We start from the raw sequence: 24,618 nt of genomic DNA, 5'->3' as shown, positions 1-24,618 counted from the left end.
TATAGGAATTGGTTGTTTTGCCTCTTAGAAATGGGGACAGAACATTGATTGCTGGCAAGGCCAGAAGTGACGATAGGGGTGATGCCAAATACTGGAAGCGATGTTTTTCTATCGTTTCAAAGACTATACGGGATTCAGAGTGGTGCTTGCTGGAGGTACGAAAATTTTTTGGAAGCAATATATTTTTGGCTGATTATATCTTATCTTTAGTTCATTTGAATAATTTAATTAGGCGGTTGGCTTTTCGTTTGTCTAAAAAACAGTGGCTCCTTTTGCGTATAAAGAAAGATATTCTCAATTTTTTTAAAAAGAAATCTAATATATATAGAGCAACTTTTCATTGGAATTGATTACAAAAGCATTGGAAGAAAGTTGCTTAGATTGAGCTAAAGAGGATTTGGATATGATGAAAAGTGCTAGCTCGTTTTTATTGGCAGTATTGTTTGAAGTGCGGCAGCCTACACCTCAAAATTTAAAAACAGCATTGTGCCGCAGGATTTAAACTTATTTAGTATTCGTTCAAAAAACCTAATGCTAAAGAAGGGATTTGTGCCCGTATCATGGATAAAGATAAAAGGCCTAAATAGTCACCAGTAGTACTTTACTTAGGACAATATAAAAATTGTTTTAACATTCTTTGTCATTTTCTTTTTGCACTGAGTTATTTGAAATTATATAATTTTACCTAGCAATATCGTTCTAACTTAACAGGGGGGTATAATAATGGCTAAGCATTGGAATATTGAACAAATAAAATGGGACCAGTTTGATCGTTCTTTGGTCGATAAAGCAATTATACCTCTCATTAAAACAGCGTCGGTTGTTGAGCGTAATAGTGTTGATTATACCGTTTATCTAAAAAATGTATTTACAAATGATCCTGAAATGGCAGGTGCATTTGATCAATGGGAAGCCGAAGAGGTTCAGCACGGAGAGGTTCTGGGGAAGTGGGCTATGCTGGCAGATCCCGATTGGGATTACAAAAAAAGTTTTACTCAATTTAAAGAATTTTATAAAATTAACACAAATGTTAAACATTCCATACGAGGTTCTAAATCTGGGGAATTCATTGCGCGTTGCATAGTTGAGGTGGGAACCTCTTCGTATTATTCGGCGTTAGCGGATTATGTTGAAGAACCTGTATTAAAAGATATATGCCGGCGGGTTGCGGCAGATGAATTTCGGCATTATAAATTATTTTATGATTACTTTAAAAAGTACGAATCTAAAGATAAACTAACCAAATGGCAACGGGCTAAAATTGCTATTATGCGCATTGTTGAAAGTCAAGATGATGAATTGGCCTCTGCATATCATGTAACCAACGAACCTGAAAATATGCCTTATAATCATAAACGTTGCATAGCGCTTTATATGGTCAAAGCCATTCCTATTTATCAAAAACGTCATTTTAGTAAGGTAATTAACATGGTATTTAAAGCAATTGGGTGGATGCCTTCAACAAAATGGCAAGAGCGATTGGCAAGTTTGGTCATGAAGCTTATTAGAAAACAAAGAAAAATTTACAGTAAACGCATAGCCCATCTGTCTTGATTTAATTATCGGTTATACTATTCATTTTTTGCGTAAGGTCTCAAACCATTGAGTTTAGATTTAATAAGATTAGCCTTTTTTGATACTCCCGTTCACGAAGCCTCTGCAGCTGTAGTACTAAGAGTATTAGAAGCGCATGGGTTGGAAAATGTTGAATTGATAACAGGAAGCAAAGCAGGGTTGCTTAAAGAATTGGTTGCAGGTCAAATTGATATTTTTTCGACAGTATGGTTACCCGATATTCACAGAGATATGCTGAACCAAATTCCTTATATCCGTCAATTGGGCAATCTTTATCAGCCTTTTAGTTTTTTTGCACTATCGAAAAATTTTCAGAACAAAATACATTCTTTTGACCAAATTGGTGCGTTTGCTGAACTCAATCAAACGGTTGTCGTTCCTGAAACTTTGTATGACTATGCCTATTACGTTTTTCAAAAACATGGTTTCCTGGAAAAAGGGTTTTTGTTGCAAAATGCTACAGAAGAAGAAGCGTTTGCTTCTTATAATGAAACAATAAATTTTAAGCTGCCCAATCTAATGGTGCTATCTCAACCTAGTATTATTGCCAGTTCTGAATTTATATTTAGTTTAGAATTGGCATCCCCTTTTCAGCTTAATGAACATAAAGCAGCAATTCTTATTCAAGAATCTTCGATAACATGTTTTGACGAGGATTTATTGGATGAGCTGGGTGCAGTGACTCTGGGCAACCAGGTTCTAAAATTAATGGAGCAAGCTATACGCTTCGACGGCATGGATTGTCACGAGGCAGCTGAGGCTTGGCAGCGTGGCAAATTAATTACAAGAATATAAATGACCATTTTAAAAGATTTCAGAGACGATCGTTTAGCTGAACAATATGAATTGTATCCTTATCCGCAACGAGACCCACAAGACGAAAAACGTAGGTTGCTCATAGGAACTCCGAGCCATCTTAATGAAATTGAGTATTGGGTTTTTGGGGGAAAAAGAAAATACTCTGAGCCACTCCGTGTTTTAATTGCGGGATGTGGCACTGGGGATGCCGCCATTATGGTTGCTCAACAAATGGCGCGACGTCATTCGTTAGGGGAGGTTGTGTGCTTAGATCGTGCCCACAATGTTTTGTCCATTGTGAAAGAGCGTGCTAAAATTCGAAATCTAAATAATCTGCGAATTGTTCAAGGATCTATTTTAGATTTGCCTAATCTATCTTTAGGTTTGTTTGATTATATTGATTGTTGTGGTGTATTGCATCATCTTCCTAATCCTAGCCAAGGGCTTGCCATTCTGAAAACAATGTTGGCGCCTCAGGGTGGCATAGGGTTGATGGTTTATGCACCTTATGGACGTACGGGCGTTTATATGTTGCAAAAAGCCCTTTCATATTTAGCGCCTTTAGAGGAAAAGCCTGTTAAAAGACTAAATATTGCGAAAAAGATAATGCAGCATTTACCTTCAACGGCATGGTTAAGATTCAATAATAATTTCAGCGATCATATTTTGGGGGGAGATTCGGGTTTATACGATCTTTTGCTTAATCCTAGGGATACCCCTTATACGATTGATGAGTTATGGACGTTAGTTGAAGGGACTGGTTTTAAAATCAATGCCCTTATGGAGCCTGTGCGTTACGATCCTTACTACTTGACTTCAGACCCCATGATACGTGCAAAAATGGATGAAATGGACACGCGTAGCAAAGCGATCATTTCAGAAGCTCTCGCAGGGAATATGGCTACACACGTTATGTATATTAGCCATCAGGAAGATAGATGGGTTCGAACGGATCCTTGTGCAATGGAATGCGTGCCATACGTACGTGAGACTCCTATTGAGGTTTTAATTCGTCGAATACTGCCATCAAATCTTTTGCCCCACGTAATGAATGGTTTGACCGTACATCTATCTTTGCCTTCACAAGCAAAAATGTTGTTAAGTTTGATTGATGGAAAACGTAATTTGGGCGAAATATTTGAACTGGCTTGTCAGAGAGGTTTAGCAAAAAATAAAATTATGTCTGTATGGCAAGAAACATTTTCAAAATGCGAAAGTATGAACCAGATTTTTGTAAGATCTTTATCGTGAAGAAGCAACCCATTCTTATCTTTGGAGCATCTTTAAAAAATAATGGCTCTCCGCCTGCTGCATTGCTTAATCGTGTTGAGGCAGCCTATCGCTATGGAGTGAAGTGCGCGTTCCCCCTTTATGTGGTAAGTGGCGGAAATGCACAATGTGGACGAACGGAAGCCATGGTGATGGAAAAACTGTTGCTTGAAAAAAATGTAAAAGCGTCGCAGATTCTGCGTGAAGATCAGGCAAAAAATACGCTAGATTCCGTTCTTTATTGTTCTGAGATACTAGAAAAACAACATTTTTATAAAGAAAATACAACGCTTGTTTTGGTGACAAGTGCTTATCATATTCTAAGGTGTAGTTGTCTAATGCGTTTAAAGGGTTGGACTGTTCGACCTGTTCGTGCAAGAGGGCAAGCGTCGCGCAATTTTCGTAAACGTTGGTATTGGAGACTAAGAGAGATTCCTGCTTTATTATGGGACAGTTTACGTTTGACCTTAAACTGTGGTAAAAAAATTTTAAAATCGAATAAGAAGAATTAGGAACATAATATGACCGTTCGCGCTTTTTTATTTCCCGGTCAAGGAAGTCAATACGTTGGTATGGCTAAAGCACTTTGTGAGACCTTTTCCGCAGCAAGAGAGGTTTTAGAGAGTTTAGACGAAACATTGAAGCAACCTTTAAGCCGATTAATGATGGAAGGTCCTGAAGATAAATTAACCTTGACGCAGAATACTCAACCCGCACTGATGGCACATTCACTTGCGGTAATGAGGGTATTGGAAAGAGAAACGGGGCTAGATGTTGCTAAATCGGTTCAATTTGCGGCAGGTCATTCTTTAGGGGAGTATTCAGCGTTATGCACGTCAAAATCGTTTGACTTTGAAACTACTGCGCGATTGTTACGGCATCGAGGTGAGGCTATGCAGAGCGCTGTTTCGGAAGGAATGGGCGGTATGGCTGCCTTATTAGGAACAGATAAAGAGCACGCTAAGCAAATTTGTGAAGAAGTCACTCTTCCTGGCTCTTTTGTCGTGGTTGCTAATGATAACGGTGCGGGTCAAGTCGTTATTTCTGGTCACCAAGACGCTATAGACCGTGCAATTGACGTTGCTAATCAAAAGAAAATAAAAAAGGCAATAAAATTGGTTGTGTCTGCACCTTTTCATAGTCCATTGATGAAGCCTGCTGCTGAAAAAATGCAAACTGCTCTGGCTGATATTCAGGTTAATTGCCCAGTTATACCTGTTGTTGCTAATGTGACGGCTCAACCGTATCAGAGCGAGCAGGACATCAAAACGTTACTTGTCGAACAAGTCACTGCCCCTGTACGGTGGGCGGAAACCATACAATATTTATTGGATCAAAATGTAGAAGTATTCTATGAAATTGGCTCAGGTAAAGTATTATCCAATTTAGTTAAAAGGATCGCGAAAGATAGAAAAGCCTATTCGATTAGTGATCCTGTTGATATTGATCAGTTTGTTAAAGTGTTTTAATGTATGCGCCATGTAACAAGGAATACATATGTTTCAATTAGATAAAAAATGTGCGCTCGTGACTGGGGGATCTGGTGGGATTGGTAGCGCAATTGCCAAAGCATTGGTCAAGCAAGGGGCAACAGTTGTTATAACGGGGACTCGCGAAGCGATTTTAAAAAAAGTTCAGCAACAGTTTGGTGGGGAGAATAAAATAAAGATTTTCCCTGCTAATTTATCGGATAGCGATGCAGTTGAAAATCTTATTCCTCAAGCGGAAGAGCTCGTTAACTCACCTATAGACATTTTGGTTAATAACGCTGGGCTTACCAAAGATACGCTGGCTTTACGAATGAAAGAATCCGATTGGCAAACGGTGATGAATATTGATCTTTCCGTCCCCTTTCACCTCAGTCAAATTGCTGTGAAGGGAATGATGCGGCGCCGTTATGGGCGTATTATCAATATTTCGTCAATTGTTGGTGTTACAGGAAATGCAGGTCAATGTAATTATGCAGCGGCTAAAGCTGGATTAATAGGAATGAGTAAGTCGCTTGCTTTAGAAGTTGCAAGCCGGAATATTACGGTCAATGTGGTCGCTCCAGGATTTATTGAAACAGCAATGACGGATCAATTGTCAGAGCCTCAAAAAGAAAAATTATTAGAAAAAATTCCTTGTTCTCGTATGGGTAACGTTGATGATGTTGCTGCCGCGGTTGTTTATTTAGCTTCTACTGAAGCGCAATGGGTTACGGGTACAACCTTGCACGTAAATGGGGGGATGGTTATGGTTTAATTGTTATTTCAATAACGTGATGTATTGACGTAACGGTAGGGTATGATTATTTCAAGATTTGATCACTAGCTAAGAACTTTATCTTGGCTATTGATAATAATTGTGTTATCCCCCATGGCTTAATAGGTGAATTTTTGTCTTTGAAAATTTTCTATACAAAGTTAAATTAAGCAAATTAAAGATGCTTTCTATAAGTAATAAGGAATTAAATTAGATGAGCGATATTGCCGATAAGGTTAAAAAAATCGTAGTTGAACACCTAGGTGTTGAAGAAGCAAAAGTAACCCCAGAAGCTTCTTTTATTGACGATCTTGGCGCAGACAGTTTAGATACTGTTGAACTGGTTATGGCTTTTGAAGAAGCGTTTAGTGTTGAAATTCCCGAGGATGCCGCGGAAAAAATTGCAACGGTTAAAGATGCGATTGACTATATTGAAAAGCAAAAGCAATCTGTTTAATTTTTAAAACTATGAAAAACCAATTGTAAAAACGGGTGGATTCAGCTGTATGACTGTTAAAACATTGTCTGCGCAACGTCGAGTGGTCGTGACTGGTATAGGGATTGTTAGCCCTTTAGGTTTAGGTGTAGATAATGTTTGGCAACGGTTGATTTCTAGTGAGAGTGGCATTCGTGCTATTAAAAGTTTTGATGCTTCCAATCTTCCTTGCAGGGTAGCAGGCGAAGTGCCCACAGGATCGAAAAGTGAAGGCAAATTAGATTTGTCGGAATGGATACCTGTCAAAGATCAAAAGAAAATGGACCGTTTTATTCACTTAGGTTTAGTGGCTGCAATGCAGGCGGTGGAAGATTCAGGTTGGCTTCCGCAAACAGAAGAAGATTGTTGTGCCACAGGGGTTATGATCGGATCAGGGATAGGTGGTTTACAGACAATCTATGAAACGTCGCTTAAAGTTCATAATGGCGATATTCGGAAAGTTTCCCCTTTTTTTATTCCAGCAGCCTTAATTAATCTTGTTTCGGGTTATGTTTCCATTAAATATGGCTTTAAAGGTCCTAACCATGCGGCCGTGACTGCCTGCGCGTCGGGTGTGCACGCTATTGGTGATGCTTCCCGTTTGATTTCTTTTGGTGATGCAGACGTGATGGTGGCAGGGGGTGCAGAAGCAGCCGTATGTCCTTTAGGTATTGCAGGGTTCGCTGCAGCGAGAGCGTTGTCAACAAATTTTAATGATTCTCCTCAAAAAGCCTCTCGAACGTGGGATAAGGATAGAGACGGTTTTGTCATGGGTGAAGGGTCAGGAATTTTGGTATTAGAAGAATACGAACATGCCAAACGTCGGAACGCCAAAATTTATGGCGAAGTTATTGGGTATGGCATGTCCGGAGATGCGCATCATATTACCGCACCGGCAGAAGGTCATGAGGGCGCTTTAAGAGCCATGCGTGTTGCGGTAAAGAATGCGGGCATACACTTAGAAGATGTTGATTATATCAATGCGCATGGTACTTCGACGATGGCAGACGATTTGGAATTGGGTGCTGTAGAAAGATTGTTTGGTGAAGCCGCTAAGAAATTGGCTATGTCTTCAACAAAAACAGCAATAGGGCACTTGTTAGGAGCTGCTGGTGCGGTAGAAGCAATATTTTCTCTTTTATCCATTTGTCATAATGTTGTTCCGCCCACGCTCAATCTCGATAGTCCGTCAAAAGAAAGTGTTATTGATCGTGTTGCTCATGAGGCTCAGCAACGAAACGTTAACGTCGCATTATCGAACAGTTTTGGCTTTGGTGGCACAAACGCTTCTTTAATATTCAGACGGGTGTAAGTTAAGTCCTATTGATTGAGACGGATCAACGTGCGTAAAGTTATCTTGGTTTTAAGTATGGTCATTTTAATGATCGTACTTTTTGTTTTTTATGGGAATTTTCTTTATACTCAGCCGGGTCCTTTAAAGGAAAGCAAAAACATTGTTATTAAAAAAGGTAATATTTCTTCTGTATTAACCCAATTGCAAAAAGAACATCTTCTTACCCAAAATACTTCTAGCGCTTTTATTTTTCGTTTTGTTGTTTTTATAAGTAAAAAAAAGGGTGCATTGCGCGCCGCTGAGTTTACCTTTCCTGAGCATATTTCCATGCGACAGATTATCGGTATTCTCCGCTATGCTAAACCGGTTCAACATGAGTTAACTGTTCCTGAAGGGCTAACGTCTTATCAGATAGCCAGTCTTATTAATCAAGCACCTTTTTTAGAGGGAAAAATTACTCCTCCAGAAGAAGGTACGGTGTTGCCGCAAACCTATTCTTATAGTTGGGGAACTTCTCGCTTACAACTTTTAAAAAAAATGCAAAAAGCGATGGAGAAAACGGTTGAGCAAATTTGGCAAAACAGGAACGATACAGGCGTATTAACGTCTTCGAAGGATATGGTTATTCTTGCTTCTATCGTTGAAAAAGAAACAGCGATTAAGATCGAGCGTCCTATGGTTGCCAGAGTATTTATTAATCGATTGAAACAGGGGATGAAACTGCAGTCTGACGCTACAATAATTTATGCGTTGACAAAAGGCAAAGGTCATTTAGATAGAGCGTTGAATAGACAAGACTGGAAATTGATTAATCCTTATAATACCTATTGGAGCGATTTCTTACCGCCAACCCCTATTTGTTCGCCTGGTATTGCTGCCTTAAAGGCAGTTGCCCATCCTGTTGAGGGAAACCTTCTTTATTTTGTTGCGAACGGTACAGGTGGGCATAGTTTTTCCTCTTCTTTGGTCGAACATAATCGTAATATAAAGTTAAGAAAAAAGAATTAGACTTATTAGAACCATTGTTTTATATCGTCGAAATTATTTTGGTGGCGGTAAATTTTCCGATTTAATCGTTTGATTATTTTCTTCTAGAGAAGGAGCCAGTTGAATGGCTCCGTTTTTGTCAAAACGGTTAGTTTTGGAATGAACTATATGTGTAGATGCGGGTGCCGCATTAGACAATTTAATTAACATTCTTCGTAAAGGATCAGCGTTTGAATTATTAACGCGCATGGCCATTACAATGTCTTCAGGTCCAACCATGCTATTATAATAATTGTAATTGGCTTTGCTATCAATTTTAAGTTTTGAGCCTTTAAGGGAAGCACCAATAAATAGTCCAGAACTTTTTTGGACTGTATAAATATCGGAAATTCCTGTGTCGGCACTTCCATTCGAATTGGCGGCAGTAGCAGTAGCATCGGCACCCATTGTAAATTGGCTATCAAGTAAGTTACGCAGACTTATATCATTCATAATAAAAAGTATGATGGTTGAATTTTGTACTCCCATTTGAATGCCAAAAGACCCACTGGATAAGCTGTAAAAAGCAGGGCTTGACCATGACCCTTGAGCGTCCCTTGATAATAAAACACATTGTCCACCTGATCCACCAAATACTAAAGAAATATGGGTCACATTCGGACAAATCATTACCGCTCGAGCGTCGTTTAGTTTTTTATAGAGTGTGCTATGGGTTGTTTCTTGGTTAAAAACGTCTTGTACCGCCAACGTAGCATGATCGACCAAAGATTGTTCATTATTCGTCTTTGCTTGGACCGTATAGAGGTCACTTGTCCATAACGTTGCAACAAAAAACAAGAAAAGATAACTCAAAATTTTAAATGGTTTCATAGTGTTTTTGTCTTTTAATAAAAACTATTAAGAATTTATTTCTACCCGTCTAAAGGTAAATGCGTAATATCGGATAATAGTTTAGCAAGTCCAGGGGAGGATGCAAGTATGGGTGTGGGTTTATAAAGTCCTCCTGTTTTCAAAAAAGGTGAAACAACAGCCCCTGCTTCTTTTAAAAGAACCAAAGCTGCTGCCACATCCCACAAATTAATCTTCATCTCAAAATGTCCGTCCAACCGACCTGTCGCAACGTCGACCAAAGATAAGGTACCAGAACCTATGGTTCGAATCATTGCGCCAGTAGAAAGGATTTTATCTGCATAATACAGAAATTCTTCTTTAACACTAACATGACTCCAACCTAATTCTATCATAGAAATTTTAGGATCTTTTACATCCGAAACAGAAATGGGTGCGTTGTTCAAAAACGCACCATGACCTAATCGTGCTGTATAAAATTCTTGTGTACAAGGTGCTTCAATAATGCCAAGAAGAGGTTCATCATTATGCATAAGCGCTAATGATACGCACCATCGATCTCTTCCTCTTGCGTAATTTGAAGTGCCGTCAATAGGATCAACAACCCATTGAAGTGAACCTGTACGTGTCTCCCCCTTTTCCTCGCCCTGAAACCCATCTTCTGGGAATAAATTTTTTATTTCCTGGGAAATAAAAGATTCGATTTTACCGTCAGCTGCCGTTACCCAATCTTGAACATGTTTAAGAGATCCTTGCGGTCCTCCAGGAGACGGACGGAGTTCTAAAGCTATTTCTGCTGCCTTATGGACAATATACTTAGCTGCCTTAAAACGGCGATCAAGCTCATTGGACATTATCATGAACCTTATAAATAATAATTACAAATAGTACCAATAAATATATTTAAAAATTGGTAAAATATAATAGGGTAATCATTAACCATAGCTTGAATTTAAAGCAATGGTTTGTATTAATAATTACTTAACATTTGTTTAAATTGTTATCATATTTACGGTTAGATTATTTTATTGCATTACTAAGAGGTTACTATCGAATAGAAAAAACTTGAACGTTTTTTGATGGGTTGGTTGAGCTTAATATTTGGGAATAGGTTTTGCCAGTAGTTAAAGACTGTACAAAAACGTTTTTTCAAGACGATTGAAATTGCTTTTATCTAAATTATTTTAATAGCTGTGATATCAATCGTCTTGTTTTTATTGATGGTTAAATCGTCAAAAGTGGTTTATATGAGCATATGCAAACTATGCAATTTAAACCTTTAGTTGTGGTTTTGGAATCTTATTTAAAACATTCTAAAAAGCCTTTTTCTTATCAAAAATTTTGTAAAGCATATTTACGTGTCTATTTTTAATACAGATGTTTGGCGTATTGGCATTATCAAAGCAACAATGAGTCAAGTGATTACAGAGGGATTGCAGAGTATTCATTGGTTAAAAGAGGAACCCAATTTTACTTTTTTGGCAGATCCTTTTGGTTTGTTCAAACAAGAAAAATTATACATTTTTGCTGAAGCTTATGATTATAGGGAAAAGCATGGTAAAATTGATGTACTCGTTCTCAGTCAAGATTTGCAATTGTTGGATAGATCTACCGTATTAAAAGAACCATGGCATCTTTCTTATCCAATGATTGTTGAGGATAAAAAAGAAATTTTTATGCTACCTGAAGCGCATAATGCTGAAAAAACTTCGTTATATCAAGCTATAAATTTTCCTTATCAGTGGGAACGTGTAAAGAATTTTTCTTTTCCAGCTAAAACAATTGATCCAACGCTTATTTTTTATAAAGATTTGTGGTGGATGTTTTACACACCTATTTATCCTGATGTAAAATTATCTCGTCAGCGAATGTTATGCATCGCCTATGCTAAAGAGTTAAAAGGTGTATGGAATTTACATCCTATGAATCCTGTTCGAATTACTCCGGCTAGTTCAAGACCTGGTGGAAGTGCTATTGTTATTGACGATTCGATATATCTACCGACGCAGAATTGTACTTATACGTATGGAGGATCTTTATCCTATTTAAAGATAAGCCAGTTAAATACAGAAAAATTTGAAGCGCATACAGTTTTTGAATTAAACGCTTCGTCGCAATTTGGTCATTATAATAAAGGCGTTCATACGTTAAGCTCGGCTGGCCCTTATACTTTAATTGATGCAAAAAATATTGTAAAAAAACCAATTCGTCGATTATTCATTGATGGAACTTACCATTTTAAAAAATTATGTAAGTTTCCTATTGCGCCATAATAAAAAGACATTTTTTAAGTAGAGAATTTTTCCATACGTTCATAAATATGTTTGCCTATTTGATTAAACCGTTCTTCAGAAAAGCATGAAAAAATTTTCTCCCTCGCACAGGTGCCCATATGATACAATTTTTCTGGTTTCTGTAATAATTGGCCTAACGCTGCGGCTAAAGCGGATGGATCGCCTGGTGCTACTGTAAGGCCTGAAACATTGTTTTCTATGGAATGGGGCAATTCACCAACTGCACTTGCAATAACAGGTAATCCTACTTGCATTGCCTCATGTGCAGATACACAAAACCCTTCTGATCGTGAAGGTTGTAGATAAAGATGTTGATCTGTTAATTTATCGCTAACTTGATCAGTAAAGCCTTTGAGATAAAAACAATCACGGAGTTGATACTGTTTAATCAAACAATTAAGAAAATTATATTCTTTACCTTCTCCATAAATTGATACCTCGAAAGGCGGTAGGTTCGGTTTATTTTTCAGTATGCGAATAGCCTGTATTAAAATGTCATAACCCTTAACCTCATGAAGCCGTCCCATTGAAATTATTTTTACTTTTTCTCCAACGTGCCACGGGGTTGCTCGTTTTTGGTCTGGAGTCGCACGAAAGATTGGCCAAGTAATGATGTGTTCATTGCTAATTCCTAATCGTTTTATAGTAAGTTGTGTAACAATATCGGAATCTCCTAGCCAGAGTTTGGTGAGATTTCTGGTTAATTGTAAAAGTTTTAAATTAGTAAACTTTAAGTAAGCAGCATGTTGCCAACTTATAACGGGTAAATTATGTTTGTACCCAATTAATTGTCCTAATAACGTCGCGCGGGTTAATGATGTCCATAAATGCGTTGGTTGGTAATTAATGACTTGTTTGTCTAGCCAACGATACGCTTGCCAATGATCGTTTAAATCTCCTGATCTAATAAAAACAGGTATGTCAGCTTTTTGTATAGGATCTAATGCTTTTCCATCTTTTAAGGTTAATGCAAAAACTCTGACCTCAGCTCCTAACTTATGCATAAGGGTTAAAATAATAGGAATTGGAAAAGCAGCTCCTCCCCCTTCCAGTGAATTAATAATATAAGCTATCCGCATAGGGTAGTTAACTTTGTATCAATGAATTGACTAGGACTAAATCATCTATTTTGTCAACGTCAACAGCTGCTTGTCCCCAGGGCATAACGATAAAGTGTATTTTAGCTTGGGTTAATCGAAAGATCCTTTTCTTGAGAGTTTTTCTCGTAAGGCATCGTAAAAAATAACGCAAAACAACCTCGTAACCTAATAAAAGTCCCATTTTGGCTGGATATTTTCGGTGGCGTTCCAAAGTTTGCCATAATTGCGCGACGCGTATAGATTGTGGGGTACGGAAAAGAAATAGATTGCAACCTGAAAAAGAACCATCAGCAAGTTTGATATAAGTCCTGTTCGTACCCATAACATCATTTTCTATTTGAGATTTTAGAGCAATTCCAACAGCTATATCGCATTGATGCAGCTCCGCTTCTCTTAAAAAATATTCGATCCATTGTGCTTTAAGTAAGGGGTTATCTGCTGTTGTAATAAGCAATGGTGTGGAAAGTTCTTGTATTCCATTAATAATACTGGAACTGGGGCCATACGCAGAAGGAAGATATTTTACATAGTCAGGTAACATTTCTTTGACGGATTCTGTTTCCTCAATGCTTACTATTATGTTTTCTATGTTACTGACTTTGGATAAAGCCTGAACGACATAGTCAATCATAGGTTTACCTAGTATAGGAATAATAGCTTTATGTGAAACGTGGTTGAGTTTTGCCAAAAAATCTTGTTCACCTTGTCTAGTTCCTGCTAAAATTAAGGCATTTACAGAGTTTCGTTCCATATCGTTCCTATGCTGCTTCTTGATTTTGGTTCGTGATTTTTTTTTGCTGGTTAGAAATGGAATTTTCTGGACGGTCAAGAGGCGGTGCGCCTGTTTTTAACATTACCCAGGGATAGCGTTCGGCTTCTTTAATGGTATAACCGATATTGAACGCTGTCGGGCTTTCGGGCCTGCTTCTACTATCTTCATAAAAAGTACCAAATAATTTATCCCAAAAATAATTGGTAATTCCAAAATTACCCAGTTCATCGTGAAAATGATGCAAAAGATGTACTTGTTTAATACGGGCAACATATTCTGACCTAGGTTTATAATTCAAATGTTGAATGCAATGAAAAAATTCGTAAAAACACGACATATAAAGGGCAACCGCAAGAGAGATGAAAATACCTGAAATTCCCCCTACAATATAACCAATTCCAGCACCAATAATTAGAATCGTGGGGATAATGGCTAAAGGAGAACCAAATAAGGTATCAAACAAATAAGGATCCTGATGGTGGTCAAAGTGGATGCGCTTCCAAAGTGAAGATGTCCATTTTATACGATACAAAAATCGGACGTGCATAATCCATCTATGAATAATGTACCAAATAAATGAAAAACCAAACATCATGATAAGGGCTGTATTTATAATAGCTGACCAATCTGTAAAACTATAATAAGCCCCGAAAATACTGGCGAGAATAAGGCTAATGTAAAGTAGTATGGTCTTGTGTGATAAATAGGCAACCCATAATTGTTTCAAATTTAAATTTTCAAGATCATGGCTTCGCTTAAATGGTGGTTTATTATGACAAATAATTTCAAAAATTGATCGCTGCTTCATGGTTTTTCTTCAATAGTTAAAATAATAGCACTTGCTGCTAAAAGAAAAATTAAAATCGAAGGTATAACCGCCATGGGAGGAGGTAAAGTTCCTGCTTTACCTAAGGCATTTAAAACTTCTTGGAAAATAATAAAAAATAGACCACAACTTAGGCAATAAATGGGCAACCAACTTTTGAGGCCTGCTCGGGGTGGTATAAAAGTTACGGGCAGCGAAATAATAATCATAATGATAAACGTGAGAGGTAGAAAAAAACGCTGCCAGATTGTGGTTTTTAAACTATTTGTTGGTGTTCTAAGAGGATAACGATTGAACAGTTGATGGGAAATGGTGTGAAGCGATTGGGGGATGTTTACGGATGATAATCTTACTAAAATTTTAGGAGTAAGATTTGTTTGCCATATTAGTGGTTGGTTAATGGTTATTTTTTTAAAATTTAGATTTGACGAATGATCTAAGTTGAGAATTTTAGCGTCTGACAATATCCATTTTCGATGACAATAATTGGCTTCTTTGGCTGTCAAAATTGATTCCAAATGGGAAAAGTTTTTTCTCTTATAAATATTAAGATCAACAATTTTATTGCCTCCATACGTCAGGTAACCGATGCTAATAATGTCGAAATTTTGGTAAAAATAAAATTCTTTTCCTTTTTGTGGATTGGGATCACTTTTATTCCACCATACAGCTAAATTAAGTTCTGTTTTTGGCGTAATTTGATCATAAAAAATAAAGCACAAACCGCTCAAAATTAAGGGAACCGGCAACAATTTTATAAAAAGATCAAACGTTGATAGACCAGCCGATCTAAGGGTTGTTATTTCATTATTAAGTGTTAATTGAGTTAAAGCAATAAGCGATCCAATAAGAGTACTTAAGGGTAATATAGAGCTGAAAAGCATGGGCAATCTGAGCATCATGTAGTGTAATACTCCTATTGTTCCTAAATGCCTTTCCAAGATTGAATTAAGTTGATCCAACAAAACTAAAGCTTCCATTATTGTGGTTAGTAAGAGAGCTGTACCAAAAATGGTTGCTAACAATTTTGTCGATAAATACGCTACTAAATTATGACGCTTAATAAAAATTTTCATAATTTATACAGTTTATCTTTTTTGGTTTGCTTTTGAAAATGATAGGGTGGACCAATGAATTGGAAAGCCATTTGTTATTAATAGGCAAGATAAGCACGCTAAAAAAAATAAGCACAACGGTAACCATAATGCAAAAAGAGGAGTATAATGTCCTTTTGAAACTAAGGTTGAACCAAATTGCTGTATATGATCATAGCTAACCAATATAATTGCAGCAATAACCAAACCCCAATTGTTTTTTTTTCTCTTTTTTATAACCCCTAACCCGGTAGCAAGTACAGGTATAGAAAGGATTGACAAAGATCTTATTAAACGGAAATGAAATTCTGCTCTGATATTGGATAAAGAAATGGCATTAGTATGATTATGAAGTTGTTTATACAATTCTGTTATTGTGAGCTCTCTCTCATCATCTCCTCTTTTTCTAAAAGTAAGTTTTTTGTCGGATTGTTGTAAAATGCGGGTTGCTCTTTTAAATTTGGTTAAATTATTTTTATTTTGCGCTGTGAGTGTAAGATTTTCACCTTGATTTAATTCTAGTTCTACCTTTGTATTATCTCTAGAGGTATTAAAAATCCCTTTTTCAGCTAAGATAATATGTTCAATAGGCTGGTTGTGGATGTTGACAGTTTTTTGGCGAATGAAGATTCCTGACAAGTGGGTGCCATGTTTACTGGCTTTATCAACAATCATAACTATACTGTCATTAGGTTTTACAACCATATGGCTTTGTATATTGGGTATCCAACCTGCATGGGACGCATAAAAAAAAGCAGCTCTAAAATTGTATCTTGCATAAGGTTGGATATATCCGTAAAGAATAATACAAAATAAACCAATAAAAATGCTAACCGCAAGATAAGCTTTTGTGCATCGAAATAACGATATACCAGAGCTCAACACAGCATCTATTTCGCTATTTAAGCTCATTTTCCGGATGGTTGAATAAATGGAAATACAAAATGCAGCTGGTATAGCCAAGCCAAGATAATGAGGAACCAAGTCTGCAAGTAATCCTAAAAATGTTCCTAATGGGCTATTGTCTGAAGCAAGTAAATCCAAAAGAACGAGGAGGCGCTCTAGCATTAATGCTGCTAAAATAATTCCGCAAGAAATAATAAACGTTGGAAAAGCTTGAGCAAGCAAATAACTGTCTAAGTTTCCGGGGAAACAATAGGTTAAAAAAAGTTTTTTGAAGGTTTTTAGGTATGCTTTTTGTTTCAAGATTGTTTCTATAGCGCCTGAGTTAAAGAATAGAAATCTTCTTCAATAAAATTAAAATTTTTAGTTTGTGATCGAACGGAAAATTTAATTTTAGAAAAATGTTTATCGCTTTCTACAAAAATTTTCCTCCAAGAAGCTTTTTTATTTAATTTTACTGAAGAAGAAGATGCTGAACTAATACCTAATATAGGTATATCGAGAAATTTTTCTGTCTTTGTTTTGTGAGAGTGCCCATATAAAATAAGATTAGCTCCTTCCTTTTTCAAAATATTTTGTAAATTTTTTATATTTTCTAATGATTTTCTTTTGGCGACAATATTGGATAAAGGGGGATGGTGCAGCATAATTATTGTTATAAGCTGTTCTTCTCGAGTTTTTCTAAGTAAATCTTTTAAGCGTTTTAGTTGCTCATGATCAATACGTCCATTAGCTAAGAAAGGTAGAGTAGGGATTGCGGTGTTTAAGCCAATTATTGCAATTTGATCTTCTTTAAAAATTACAGGATAGTCTTGCTGGCTAAAAGCCATAGTCCATGGGGTCCATAAAGCAAACGTTTGGTTCCAATTGGTTTTTACTAAAGCATCATGATTACCAGGTACAATATATATTTTACGAAAAGGAAGACTACGAAGCCATTTTGCAGCTTGTTCAAACTCTTCTGGCAAGGCTAGGTTTGTTAGGTCTCCAGAGATTAACACCAAGTTAGGATTAAATTTCTTTATATCTTCAATAGTGTTGTCCAGATATTTTTTTTGCAAGTTATATTGTCTTTTTTTCCATGATAAAAAACTTAAAAAGCGTTTATTACATAACGACCGCGTGGAAAATTGTAGATTTTCTATGGGAAGATGTATATCAGAAATGTGAGCAATCTTATAAGGGGCCAAAAGAGTATTATCCTTAATGCAAGTAAATTTTTTGGGAAAATTTAGCCATTTTTGTTTTATACACATTATATCTTTTGTCACAGTATCTGAAAAACAAGTTATCTTATCAGATTGCTATAACGCTATAGGATATTGATTTTATATTATCTATTCATGTTTTCGTGAAGGTTAGAAGTTACTTGTGATACAAAATATTGCTTTGATTAAAAATCCAACCAGTCGGTTAAATCGGAAAGAGAATCAAGAATTTTCGCAGTTTGCGAAACAGTGGTTAGGAGATAATTATTGTGTTCCTTATTCAATTGATCATGTATTGCAAACAGTTGCTGAACTTAAACGCAAACATGTGCAATGTATCTTGATTGATGGCGGCGACGGTACTGTAAGTCGGGTTTTGACTGGTATTTATCATGCTTATGAACCCGATCAGTTCCCTTACTTAGTTATTTTACCTTCAGGAAATACTAATCTGATTTCTAAAGATATTGGATTTGGACTGCGTGGTTTTCAAGCTTTGCAACGTATAAAAATTCTTTCTGAGAAGCAAAGGTTAATTCACGCTGTACAGCATAGGCATGCTTTAAAAATTGAATGGATAAATTCATCTCGACCGGCAGTTTTGGGCATGTTTCAAGGGGCTTTAGCGTTTACAAAAGCAACGGATATTGCACACAAACCAACTATTGCTAAAAATTTTGGTCACGATTTGGCCATAATGGTCACTATACTAATTGCGTTATTAAAATTAATTCTACCTAAATCAAGAAGAATCTGGCTTGATGGTGACTTATGTGGACTTAAAATTGGACAAAACGATTTTGAATTTCGCAACCGTTTTATTTTTTTAGCCACTACATTACAAAAGCTTTCGAACGGTATATGGCCTTTTTGGGGAGGCAATGGGAATATTGATTTTTTTCATTACCTTAGTGTTGATGCCAATCCCAAAAAATTACTCATATCTTGTCTTGCTTTGCTAAAGGGCAAATCGCCTATGTGGTTGCGAAAGAACTCTTCCTACAATAGTGGTGTTGCTAAAGAGATTCTTTTAAATTTGAACCAAAATATTATTTTAGATGGAGAGCACTATGATACAGGCAATAATCACGTAGTAAAATTATCTATTGGCCCGAGATTTTCATTTTTACGGTTATAAGAAGACTAGATATGTCTTTAGAAATTTTTTTGAAACGTTCAATAATCAAAGAAAATATTCCTGAAGAAATTAAACACTTTGTTCAATATATTATTGCCAACAAAAATGTACTGGCAGTACTATATTATGGTTCTTCTTTACGTCATAAAAATCTTTCAGGAATATTAGATTTTTATGTTGTTTGTAATTCAGTATTCGAATGGCATCAAGCTCATACTATTAAAGCAATCGCTAATTATTGGTTGCCGCCTAATGTGGAATATTATGAATATAATTATAAAAACACTCTTCTTCGGGCTAAGGTAGCCATACTTTCTTTAAAACAATTCCATAGAGCAACACGTATAAACTCATTAGATACGACTGTGTGGGCACGTTTTTGCCAACCCATTGAAATTGTTTGGATAAAAAATTCAACCGTTGAGCAAGCTATACTTGCGCTGCTTGTTAGAGCAAGTAAAGTGGCCTCTTTTTGGTCAGCAATTTTAGGTCCCCAAAAAGCACATCCTGAAAAATTTTGGATAGAACTCTTTAAACAGACTTATCGCACAGAGCTTAGGGTTGAATCGAGTAATCGACCCGAATTAATTGTGCAAACGTCTAAAAGTTATTTTTCAACACTTTTAAAGTGGTGCTGGTTAAATTTACCGGTCCCTTTTACCGAAGATTCATCTCATAATTTTCTTGTAAATATAGATTATGCTACTAGAAAAAAATATTACAAACGATGGTTGATACGACATAGATTAGGTAAACCCCTCAACACGCTTCGTTTAATTAAAGCTGCTTTTACTTTTAAAAATGGGGCGCAGTATATTGTTTGGAAAATAAATAGGCATAAGGAAATGAATTTAACGCTTACACCTTTTCAAAGTAGACATCCTCTGTTCTGTGCTCTATGGATTGCGATAAAACTCTATCGTAACAAAATATTTAGTAATTAATTTCTCCCAAGCGGTATACCAATTTCTTTTGCGGATTGCACATAAATAGAAACAAGTTTATCAATTTGGTCATTTTCGTGAGTGGCAGCAATACTCGCACGTAATAAAGGTCTATGATCTGGGGTAGCAGGAGGCAAACTTAAATTAACGTAAGCACCAAGTTCGAGAACTTTGTCCCAAAATTGTGCTGCTTGGGCAACATCATCGAGAATAACAGAAATTACAGGGCTTATATCAGGACCTGTTTGGAAGCCTTCTTGTTGTAAAGCATGATAAAAGCGTGAAGCGTTTGCTGTTAATTTATGGCGTAATTTTGGCTGGTTTTGAATAATATTCAAATTTTCTCTTGTGGCAGCGATTACTTCCGGTGGAAGCGAAGCTGTAAACATATAGGGTCTTGTACAATAACGCAATGTTTCAAATTGGGGGTAATCAGACACACAAAATCCCCCAACTGTACCTAGACTTTTGGAAAAAGTACCTACTACAAAATCAATATCTTGCTCTACGTTTTCTTTTTCAGCTATCCCTCGACCATGGTCACCAAAGATGCCAAAAGAATGGGCCTCATCAATCATAAGGTAAGCGTTTTCTTCTTTTTTTACGTCTACAAATTCTTTTAAGGGGATGATGTCTCCCAACATAGAATAGACACCTTCCACAACAACTAGTTTTACCCCTTTTATATTCTTTACTCGACGTAAACGTTTGCGTAAGTCATCTGGATCATTGTGACGGAAACGGATGATTTGCGCCTGGCTCATCCTACTTCCATCGTAAATGCTAGCATGGCAATCGGCATCAAGAAACAAAAAGTCATCTTTTCCCGCCAATGTCGATACCATCCCAAGCGTGGCTTGATATCCTGTCGAAAATACCATGCAAGAGCGTTTGTGGAAAAAGTTTTTAATCTCATCTTCAAGAGATTGATGTTGGGAATAACTACCATTGGCTATGCGTGAGCCTGTAGTCCCAACACCGTACCGAATCGCCGCGTGCGAGGCAGCTTGTTTTGCAGGTTCGGATTGACTTAATCCTAAATAATTGTTCGTTCCAAACAATAATGTTTCTTTACCATTAATTATGCCTACCGTAGGAGAAATAATAGTATCGATAACCGTACCAAACGGATTATGTTTCGAATTTGATAAAAGAATGTCAATTTTATTATCAAGCGGTTCAAATTTTGTAAAAATATCCATTTAATTTCAGCTTTACTTCAATGAAACAATAGCTTCAGCAAGATCATGTATGGTTCTGACGTCTGTTAAATGATCAAGAGGCACGGATACATCCAGTTTATCTTCGATTTCCATGACAAAATTCATAACGGCTAAAGAATCAAACTCTAAATCTTCTATAATTTTGCTTTCAGGAGAAATATTGCGTGGCACTCGAGGATTCTCCAAGAGCGTCTCGATAATGATTTTAGAAACACTTTCAGCTGTTGTGGTCATAGGGATACCTTTAAAAATGATGCGATTTTTAAACAATCCGACTTGGATTAATTTAGTTTTAATGAAATCAAAAAGAGATATTCTATTATCGTAAAGTGCTTTTTGCGCCTATTCAATAAGTTTGCAAGAAAAAGTATTAATTTGCAAACTTGTCATAAAATTCGCCGTTTAATAGCATTTTTTTTGCTCCTGCCCTGGTTAATTTTCCCGATGAAGTTTGAGGTAAACTATGAGGTGGTACTAAAATAACGGAAACGTCAACACCATGTTGTTTTCTGAAAAGATTGGTCATTTCCTCTTGAAGTTTTTTACGTTCTTCTACATTAATTGAGCGACATTGTACTAAAGCTACGATTATTTCTTGATTATCTCTTTCCAAAGAGATGACAGCTACGTCACGACTTCTCAGAGAGGAAAATTCATTTTCCGCAGTCCATTCAAGATCTTGAGGCCAAATATTGCGACCATTCACAATAATAAGATCTTTTTCTCTTCCTGTAACTACAATTTCGTTTTTCAATAAATAGCCAAGGTCTCCAGTCTTTAACCATCCTTCAGGACTCAAAACTTTCTTAGTTTCGTCTTCTTGGTGAAAATATCCACGCATTAAGCTGGGTCCACGCACGTAAATGCTGCCCACCATCCGTTCAGGTACAAGATTGCCTTCAAAATCTCTTATTTCAATTTCGTGTTCTGGAAGAATAGGCCCACAAAGAGTAAAAGTACGGGTTAGTTTGTTGGGATCTTTACAAAGTTTTGCAATGTTTTCATTTTCAAGACATTCAAGGTCAACTGTATCCGTTTTTAATCCAGTATTTAAAGGTGCAAAGCTCAGGGCGAGTGTGGCTTCAGCCATTCCATAGCTGGCAACAAAAGCTTTAGAATTGAAACCATAGGAAGCATAGCTTTTAGCAAACTCTTCTAGAATATTTGAACGTATCATATCTCCGCCAATGCCCGCTGCGCGCCAGCATGATAAATCCAAGGCCAATGTAGTGGACGGCATTCGTCTAGTACAGAGTTCATAACCAAACGAAGGGCTATAAGAAAGTGTTCCTCTGTTGCGACTAATAATGTCTAGCCATACGTGGGGCCTTCTCGCAAAATCTCGTGTTGGAAGTAAATCTATGGTGAGTTGGCATGTCATGGGTGTAATAAAAAACCCTACAAGACCCATATCGTGGTAAAGAGGTAGCCAAGAAACACATCGATCTTCAGCTTTTCCTATTTTAAGTCCATGGGCAGAAATGGCGTATGTATTTGCAAGACAAGATTTTTGGGTTACGGCGATACCCATTGGGAAACGAGTACTTCCTGAAGAAAATTGTAAATAAGATAAATCTTCACTTTGAATTATTGGAAGCGTTATACTACTGTTAGCCGTAACGTTAAAAAGTTCTTCTGGGCTTCCGCCAAATTTCAAAGTGAATCCATTGGTAATATCTTTCGTCCAACTTTGAATTGTTTTTGGTATAATAACAGCTTGCGCAGACGCACTAGCAATCATTCCCCTTAAGGTATTGATATAGGTCGACTTGCCGGCAAAAGCTACAGGAAGTGGCATAGGAGCAGGTATTAATCCTGCATATTGGCAGCCGTAAAAAATTCGTGCAAAATCGCTATCGCTTTCCGCAATGATAGCAACTCTATCTCCTTTTTTTAATCCTAGTGTAAGCAATTTGAAAGCCGCTTCTTTTGCCTGTTTACTTAAATCATGGTAGGTTAACGCTTCAAGAAGTACGCCTTTAGCTGAGTAAAAGTTAATTCCAGTTTTGCCGTGGGCAGCATAATCCAATGCTTCGGCCAATGATGAAAAATTATCTAGGCGACATTTTATCTCTGAATTTGTTGGGGTCGGATGATGCGCTATTTCCACAATTAAAATTCCATCAAATTTTTAAAATAGTTAACAGGTTTGATCACTTTTAATTCTTTTTAAGATAATTCACAATTGCCTTAGCTCCTATTTGTGCGGTTGGACCTTCTAAATTACCAAAGGTGTTGACTATATAAGATTTTTGTAGATCTATAAATTTATCATGTTTTAAAAATGATTTGTCTATTGCTTCAATGATATGAGTGGACGATGTCGTAACTTCTCCTAGTGTCCATGACATGTAATTTTTATTGTTTTTCCATTTGACGTTATGAGCATTTAAAAAAAGACAGGGTCTAGGTGTTATAAGAAATTCAGAAAGTTGGCTGCTGACATCACCTAAATAAAAATTGGCGGCTATAGTGTAGGTCATATCAATACTTTTAGAGCTTCCTAAATCAATCAGGATGTTTGGGCAATTATTATACTCTTGAAATTGGTGGTAGTCATCTTGTTTACTAGGATAGAATAATCGATAGTGCGGAGCAAAAATTAAATTATAGCGGTTTTGTTGAGAAAATTGTTTTAAAATAGAATGGCCAAACTTATTCCAAGATGAAAGCTGTTTTTTAAAATGAGGATTATAAAGAATAATAGGCTTATCGTTTTTAAAAAAAGTCATGAGTCTTGGACGCATGCGATGTATTAAATCGAATTTTGCGTAGATTCCGGTTTTATATTGATCGTGTTTAATTGAACATTCTTGGATTAAGCGCTGTTCTATTTTTTGTCCTGCCATTAAAATAAAATCAAATTGACGTATGTCTTTTGCAAAACCTATGGCTCTATCTCCTGCGCCATGACGAGTCCATATAAGTTTTGGTTTCATAACGCCCATTTTTTTTAAAAATAATGACGTGCGTTCTGGGACAACAATAGCGTTGAATTGGTTAAAAAGATTTCGATTACTGTAAAGAATAAGTAATTTGAAAAAAGCATTTGTACCGTAATGTTCAATTTTTGTTTGAAAAATGGAAGGTAGAGACAATAGGTGGTAATGAAGTTTTACTGTAGGATAAAATTTCATAAGATTATGAATATAATTCATATGTTCTTGGGTAGCACAGGCGATGTGCACTTCAAAGTCTGGATTCGATCTAGCAAGCTCAGCAGCTATAGGTAACGAGTGTAAAGTTTGATGAGGTTGCGCAATATACGAAAAAAGGATTTTCATAATAACAAAGTATTCATATGAGATTTGTAATTGTTTCGTAACAGATATGGTTTTTGTTCGAAAGTCAAGTTGTATATAAATTAAGATTGAATGTAAAATTTTTTAAAAAAGACTTGATTAGTTGTTTAGATATGTGTAGTTAAATCTTCACGCTTAAAATTGAGTTGATACCGATATTATACAGTTTCAAGATTAAGTGAGTTCATTGACAATTATATAAGATGAAGGGGATATGCTGGTGGCGTATTGACTGATAGATGTGAGAGCATTTATTGGTGGGTTTTTTTTTGGAGCCTTAAGGATAAGTTTATTGGTATATCTTTTGATAAGACAGAGAGTAA

General features: G+C 36.5%; 25 protein-coding genes. 13 read left to right on the top strand and 12 right to left on the bottom strand.

Annotation, left to right across the window (positions count from 1 at the left end; all coding sequences use genetic code 11):
- Positions 1 to 8: 8 nt before the first annotated feature.
- The 10 genes from AABE15_RS01285 (at position 9) to mltG (ending at position 8,663) form a co-directional block, all read left to right on the top strand.
- Positions 9 to 350, top strand: a complete 342-nt coding sequence (locus tag AABE15_RS01285) for a hypothetical protein (protein WP_338329473.1) — start codon at positions 9 to 11, stop codon at positions 348 to 350.
- 373 nt (positions 351 to 723) lie between these two features.
- Positions 724 to 1,554: a ferritin-like domain-containing protein gene (locus AABE15_RS01280; RefSeq protein ID WP_338329472.1), complete on the top strand. Its 831-nt coding sequence runs from the start codon at positions 724 to 726 to the stop codon at positions 1,552 to 1,554.
- 48 nt (positions 1,555 to 1,602) lie between these two features.
- Positions 1,603 to 2,370: a glycine betaine ABC transporter substrate-binding protein gene (locus tag AABE15_RS01275; protein WP_338329471.1), complete on the top strand. Its 768-nt coding sequence runs from the start codon at positions 1,603 to 1,605 to the stop codon at positions 2,368 to 2,370.
- Positions 2,371 to 3,624 (top strand): class I SAM-dependent methyltransferase, encoded by a 1,254-nt coding sequence (locus tag AABE15_RS01270; protein WP_338329470.1) that lies wholly within the window; start codon positions 2,371 to 2,373, stop codon positions 3,622 to 3,624.
- Positions 3,621 to 4,154 carry a YdcF family protein gene (locus tag AABE15_RS01265; protein WP_338329469.1) on the top strand — a complete coding sequence of 178 codons (534 nt, stop codon included), beginning with the start codon at positions 3,621 to 3,623 and terminating at the stop codon, positions 4,152 to 4,154. The genes AABE15_RS01270 and AABE15_RS01265 overlap by 4 nt, the downstream gene beginning before the upstream one ends.
- Positions 4,155 to 4,163: 9 nt before the next feature.
- Complete coding sequence (gene fabD / locus AABE15_RS01260; protein WP_338329468.1) at positions 4,164 to 5,111, top strand: ACP S-malonyltransferase; 948 nt, start codon at positions 4,164 to 4,166, stop codon at positions 5,109 to 5,111.
- A gap of 28 nt (positions 5,112 to 5,139) precedes the next feature.
- On the top strand, positions 5,140 to 5,886 hold the full coding sequence (gene fabG / locus AABE15_RS01255; RefSeq protein WP_338329467.1) for a 3-oxoacyl-[acyl-carrier-protein] reductase: 747 nt from the start codon (positions 5,140 to 5,142) through the stop codon (positions 5,884 to 5,886).
- A 214-nt stretch (positions 5,887 to 6,100) separates the two neighbouring features.
- Positions 6,101 to 6,343, top strand: a complete 243-nt coding sequence (locus tag AABE15_RS01250) for an acyl carrier protein (protein WP_338329466.1) — start codon at positions 6,101 to 6,103, stop codon at positions 6,341 to 6,343.
- A gap of 49 nt (positions 6,344 to 6,392) precedes the next feature.
- On the top strand, positions 6,393 to 7,673 hold the full coding sequence (gene fabF, locus AABE15_RS01245; RefSeq protein WP_338329465.1) for a beta-ketoacyl-ACP synthase II: 1,281 nt from the start codon (positions 6,393 to 6,395) through the stop codon (positions 7,671 to 7,673).
- A gap of 30 nt (positions 7,674 to 7,703) precedes the next feature.
- Positions 7,704 to 8,663 (top strand): endolytic transglycosylase MltG, encoded by a 960-nt coding sequence (gene mltG, locus AABE15_RS01240; RefSeq protein ID WP_338329464.1) that lies wholly within the window; start codon positions 7,704 to 7,706, stop codon positions 8,661 to 8,663.
- Between the two features lie 33 nt (positions 8,664 to 8,696).
- Here the strand turns inward: mltG and AABE15_RS01235 are convergent, their stop codons facing one another.
- Both AABE15_RS01235 and AABE15_RS01230 read right to left on the bottom strand, forming a co-directional pair.
- Positions 8,697 to 9,512 carry a lipid-binding SYLF domain-containing protein gene (locus AABE15_RS01235; protein ID WP_338329463.1) on the bottom strand — a complete coding sequence of 272 codons (816 nt, stop codon included), beginning with the start codon at positions 9,510 to 9,512 and terminating at the stop codon, positions 8,697 to 8,699.
- A 41-nt stretch (positions 9,513 to 9,553) separates the two neighbouring features.
- Positions 9,554 to 10,345: an inositol monophosphatase family protein gene (locus tag AABE15_RS01230; protein ID WP_338329462.1), complete on the bottom strand. Its 792-nt coding sequence runs from the start codon at positions 10,343 to 10,345 to the stop codon at positions 9,554 to 9,556.
- 504 nt (positions 10,346 to 10,849) lie between these two features.
- Between AABE15_RS01230 and AABE15_RS01225 the strand changes: the two genes are divergently transcribed.
- On the top strand, positions 10,850 to 11,764 hold the full coding sequence (locus AABE15_RS01225; protein ID WP_338329461.1) for a formyl transferase: 915 nt from the start codon (positions 10,850 to 10,852) through the stop codon (positions 11,762 to 11,764).
- Between the two features lie 14 nt (positions 11,765 to 11,778).
- Here the strand turns inward: AABE15_RS01225 and AABE15_RS01220 are convergent, their stop codons facing one another.
- From AABE15_RS01220 to AABE15_RS01195, 6 genes are read right to left on the bottom strand one after another with little or no spacing between them, the layout of a single operon-like run.
- Positions 11,779 to 12,864, bottom strand: coding sequence for a glycosyltransferase (locus AABE15_RS01220; protein ID WP_338329460.1), 1,086 nt, complete (start codon positions 12,862 to 12,864; stop codon positions 11,779 to 11,781).
- A gap of 7 nt (positions 12,865 to 12,871) precedes the next feature.
- Positions 12,872 to 13,636, bottom strand: a complete 765-nt coding sequence (locus AABE15_RS01215; protein ID WP_338329459.1) for a nucleotidyltransferase family protein — start codon at positions 13,634 to 13,636, stop codon at positions 12,872 to 12,874.
- A 7-nt stretch (positions 13,637 to 13,643) separates the two neighbouring features.
- Positions 13,644 to 14,465, bottom strand: coding sequence for a sterol desaturase family protein (locus tag AABE15_RS01210; RefSeq protein ID WP_338329458.1), 822 nt, complete (start codon positions 14,463 to 14,465; stop codon positions 13,644 to 13,646).
- The gene (locus tag AABE15_RS01205; RefSeq protein ID WP_338329457.1) at positions 14,462 to 15,559 is read right to left on the bottom strand and encodes an LptF/LptG family permease; all 1,098 of its coding nucleotides are present in this window, start codon (positions 15,557 to 15,559) and stop codon (positions 14,462 to 14,464) included. Before AABE15_RS01205 ends, AABE15_RS01210 begins: the two co-directional genes overlap by 4 nt.
- A 12-nt stretch (positions 15,560 to 15,571) precedes the next feature.
- Positions 15,572 to 16,783, bottom strand: a complete 1,212-nt coding sequence (locus AABE15_RS01200; protein ID WP_338329456.1) for an LptF/LptG family permease — start codon at positions 16,781 to 16,783, stop codon at positions 15,572 to 15,574.
- Positions 16,784 to 16,791: 8 nt separating this feature from the next.
- Positions 16,792 to 17,670: a metallophosphoesterase gene (locus AABE15_RS01195; RefSeq protein WP_338329455.1), complete on the bottom strand. Its 879-nt coding sequence runs from the start codon at positions 17,668 to 17,670 to the stop codon at positions 16,792 to 16,794.
- Positions 17,671 to 17,851: 181 nt separating this feature from the next.
- Between AABE15_RS01195 and AABE15_RS01190 the strand changes: the two genes are divergently transcribed.
- Complete coding sequence (locus AABE15_RS01190) at positions 17,852 to 18,826, top strand: diacylglycerol kinase family protein (RefSeq protein ID WP_338329454.1); 975 nt, start codon at positions 17,852 to 17,854, stop codon at positions 18,824 to 18,826.
- A gap of 11 nt (positions 18,827 to 18,837) precedes the next feature.
- A complete protein-coding gene (locus AABE15_RS01185) occupies positions 18,838 to 19,770 on the top strand; it encodes a hypothetical protein (protein WP_338329453.1) in 933 nt (310 codons plus the stop codon).
- On the opposite strand, the gene spt is transcribed toward AABE15_RS01185, so the two are convergent.
- From spt to AABE15_RS01165, 4 genes are all read right to left on the bottom strand, one after another.
- Positions 19,767 to 20,972, bottom strand: a complete 1,206-nt coding sequence (gene spt / locus AABE15_RS01180; protein ID WP_338329452.1) for a serine palmitoyltransferase — start codon at positions 20,970 to 20,972, stop codon at positions 19,767 to 19,769. The genes AABE15_RS01185 and spt overlap by 4 nt on opposite strands.
- A 12-nt stretch (positions 20,973 to 20,984) precedes the next feature.
- Positions 20,985 to 21,227, bottom strand: coding sequence for an acyl carrier protein (locus AABE15_RS01175; RefSeq protein WP_338329451.1), 243 nt, complete (start codon positions 21,225 to 21,227; stop codon positions 20,985 to 20,987).
- A gap of 136 nt (positions 21,228 to 21,363) precedes the next feature.
- Positions 21,364 to 23,103 (bottom strand): fatty acyl-AMP ligase, encoded by a 1,740-nt coding sequence (locus AABE15_RS01170; protein WP_338329450.1) that lies wholly within the window; start codon positions 23,101 to 23,103, stop codon positions 21,364 to 21,366.
- 49 nt (positions 23,104 to 23,152) lie between these two features.
- A complete protein-coding gene (locus tag AABE15_RS01165; RefSeq protein ID WP_338329449.1) occupies positions 23,153 to 24,277 on the bottom strand; it encodes a sensor domain-containing protein in 1,125 nt (374 codons plus the stop codon).
- Between the last annotated feature and the right edge of the window lie 341 nt (positions 24,278 to 24,618).

The organism is Commensalibacter sp. Nvir, from assembly GCF_963921845.1.
In the GTDB taxonomy this organism is placed as follows: Bacteria; Pseudomonadota; Alphaproteobacteria; order Acetobacterales; family Acetobacteraceae; genus Commensalibacter.
The sequence above is the reverse complement of the archived record's forward strand: the minus strand, read 5'-3'. Positions and strand labels throughout refer to the sequence as shown.

Excerpts from the sequence above, each read along its gene's own strand:
- AABE15_RS01175 (WP_338329451.1), bottom strand. The coding sequence starts at position 21,227 with ATGACCACAACAGCTGAAAGTGTTTCTAAAATCATTATCGAGACGCTC.
- fabD (WP_338329468.1), top strand. The coding sequence starts at position 4,164 with ATGACCGTTCGCGCTTTTTTATTTCCCGGTCAAGGAAGTCAATACGTT.
- spt (WP_338329452.1), bottom strand. The coding sequence starts at position 20,972 with ATGGATATTTTTACAAAATTTGAACCGCTTGATAATAAAATTGACATT.
- AABE15_RS01205 (WP_338329457.1), bottom strand. The coding sequence starts at position 15,559 with ATGAAAATTTTTATTAAGCGTCATAATTTAGTAGCGTATTTATCGACA.
- AABE15_RS01220 (WP_338329460.1), bottom strand. The coding sequence starts at position 12,864 with ATGCGGATAGCTTATATTATTAATTCACTGGAAGGGGGAGGAGCTGCT.
- AABE15_RS01210 (WP_338329458.1), bottom strand. The coding sequence starts at position 14,465 with ATGAAGCAGCGATCAATTTTTGAAATTATTTGTCATAATAAACCACCA.
- AABE15_RS01165 (WP_338329449.1), bottom strand. The coding sequence starts at position 24,277 with ATGAAAATCCTTTTTTCGTATATTGCGCAACCTCATCAAACTTTACAC.
- AABE15_RS01185 (WP_338329453.1), top strand. The coding sequence starts at position 18,838 with ATGTCTTTAGAAATTTTTTTGAAACGTTCAATAATCAAAGAAAATATT.
- AABE15_RS01250 (WP_338329466.1), top strand. The coding sequence starts at position 6,101 with ATGAGCGATATTGCCGATAAGGTTAAAAAAATCGTAGTTGAACACCTA.
- AABE15_RS01230 (WP_338329462.1), bottom strand. The coding sequence starts at position 10,345 with ATGTCCAATGAGCTTGATCGCCGTTTTAAGGCAGCTAAGTATATTGTC.
- AABE15_RS01270 (WP_338329470.1), top strand. The coding sequence starts at position 2,371 with ATGACCATTTTAAAAGATTTCAGAGACGATCGTTTAGCTGAACAATAT.
- AABE15_RS01280 (WP_338329472.1), top strand. The coding sequence starts at position 724 with ATGGCTAAGCATTGGAATATTGAACAAATAAAATGGGACCAGTTTGAT.
- AABE15_RS01235 (WP_338329463.1), bottom strand. The coding sequence starts at position 9,512 with ATGAAACCATTTAAAATTTTGAGTTATCTTTTCTTGTTTTTTGTTGCA.
- fabG (WP_338329467.1), top strand. The coding sequence starts at position 5,140 with ATGTTTCAATTAGATAAAAAATGTGCGCTCGTGACTGGGGGATCTGGT.
- fabF (WP_338329465.1), top strand. The coding sequence starts at position 6,393 with ATGACTGTTAAAACATTGTCTGCGCAACGTCGAGTGGTCGTGACTGGT.
- AABE15_RS01215 (WP_338329459.1), bottom strand. The coding sequence starts at position 13,636 with ATGGAACGAAACTCTGTAAATGCCTTAATTTTAGCAGGAACTAGACAA.